The 2,028-nt window shown below is 39.3% G+C and carries 2 protein-coding genes; both read right to left on the minus strand.

Features of this window, described 5'->3' with window-relative positions:
• Positions 1-812: NAD-dependent epimerase/dehydratase family protein (locus tag AC4PL9_RS05825; protein ID WP_491603832.1), on the minus strand; the 812-nt coding region annotated here is incomplete at its 3' end.
• A gap of 2 nt (positions 813-814) precedes the next feature.
• The coding region (locus AC4PL9_RS05830) for a UDP-glucose dehydrogenase family protein (protein WP_491603833.1) at positions 815-2,028 on the minus strand (1,214 nt) is incomplete at its 5' end.

Here is a 2,028-nt window from a genome sequence, read left to right on the forward strand (position 1 = left end):
AGTTCTTTCATTATTAGTTTTTGGTTCGAGTCCGTTAACTTAATAATTTCACGTGCAAAATCCAGAATAGTAATTTCATCCGGGTTTCCGATATTTACAGGCAGGTGATAATCACTCAGTAATAACCTGTATATTCCTTCAATTAAATCATCTACATAACAAAAAGAACGAGTCTGTGATCCATCTCCAAAAATTGTAAGATCTTCTCCTCGTAAAGCTTGTCCGATAAAGGCCGGCAATACACGCCCGTCATTCAAACGCATCCGAGGTCCGTATGTGTTAAAAATACGTACTATTCTCGTTTCCAGCCCATGAAATGTATGATAAGCCATTGTCATTGCCTCCTGAAAACGTTTTGCTTCATCATAAACACCTCTAGGACCTATAGGGTTAACATTTCCCCAATAATCTTCCGTTTGAGGATGAACAGCCGGATCGCCATACACTTCTGAAGTAGAAGCAACAAGGATTCTTGCTCCTTTTGCTTTAGCCAATCCAAGACAATTGTGTGTTCCTAACGAACCTACTTTCAACGTCTGAATAGGTATTTTCAAATAATCTATCGGACTGGCCGGAGAAGCAAAATGAAGAATATAATCCAACCTGCCAGGTAGATGAATAAACTTGGAGACATCATGATGATAAAACTCAAAGTTTTCCAACCTGAACAAATGCTCAATATTTTTTAAGCGACCTGTTATCAGGTTATCCATTGCGATTACATGATAATCCTCTTTGATAAAACGATCACAAAGATGTGACCCTAAAAATCCGGCAGCACCGGTTATGAGTACGCGCTTGCGGTCTTTCATGATTATTTCTCTATCGTTTTTCGTCCAATGGAATTATAATAGAAACCTTTTGAGGTCATTTCGTCAATATCAAACAGATTTCTTCCGTCAAAAATAACGGCATCTTTCATTTTTTCTTTCATTTTTCCAAAATCAGGGTTTCTGAATATCCCCCATTCTGTACAAATGATTAGTGCATCCACGTCTTTCAATGCATCATATTCATTCGCCTCGTAGCTAATTACATCTCCAATCTGACTTTTAACATTCTCCATAGCTTCAGGGTCATACGCTTTAATTTGCGCACCTTCTTTTAACAAGGCCTCTATCATATAAAGTGCCGGAGCTTCTCGAATATCATCCGTATCCGGTTTAAATGCCAGCCCCCACATCCCTATTCTTTTTCCTTTTAGCTCACCTCTGAAAAAGTTCTTTACTTTTGGAAGAAGAACGGTTTTTTGTTGTTCATTAATAGCCATTACCGCATTAAGGATTTCGAACTCGAAGTTCTCTTCTCTTCCTGACTTCACCAGTGCCTGAACATCTTTTGGGAAACAAGACCCTCCATACCCGATTCCGGGAAACAGAAAACGCTTACCTATCCGCGTATCAGAACCTATTCCTATACGAACCTTGTCCACATCAGCACCTACCTTTTCACAGAAATTAGCAATTTCATTCATAAAGGTAATCTTTGTTGCCAGAAAAGAATTAGCGGCATACTTTGTAAGCTCAGCAGATTTCTCGTCCATAAAAACAATTGGATTTCCCTGTCGTACAAACGGTCTGTAGAGCTGCTCCATCACTTTCTCTGCTCTCTCCGAAGAAGTTCCTATCACCACACGGTCAGGCTTTAAGAAATCATCAACAGCAAATCCCTCACGTAAAAATTCAGGATTAGACACAATATCAAAATCAACCTTAGCATTCGCCTGAACAGCAGCGTGAACTTTCTCAGCTGTCCCAACAGGAACAGTACTCTTATCTACAATTACTTTATAGTCCTTAATAAGTTTCCCTAATTCATCCGCCACTCCCAAAATATAGGACAAATCAGCCGACCCATCCTCTCCCGGAGGTGTAGGCAAAGCAAGAAAAATGATTTCAGCGTCTTTGATTCCTTCCTCTAAACTTGTCGTAAAACTTAAACGATTTGCTTTAATATTTCGTTCAAAAAGCACATCCAGATGAGGTTCGTAAATGGGAACGAAACCATTCCTCATTTTCTCTACTTTTT

The organism is Wandonia sp., from assembly GCF_984588085.1.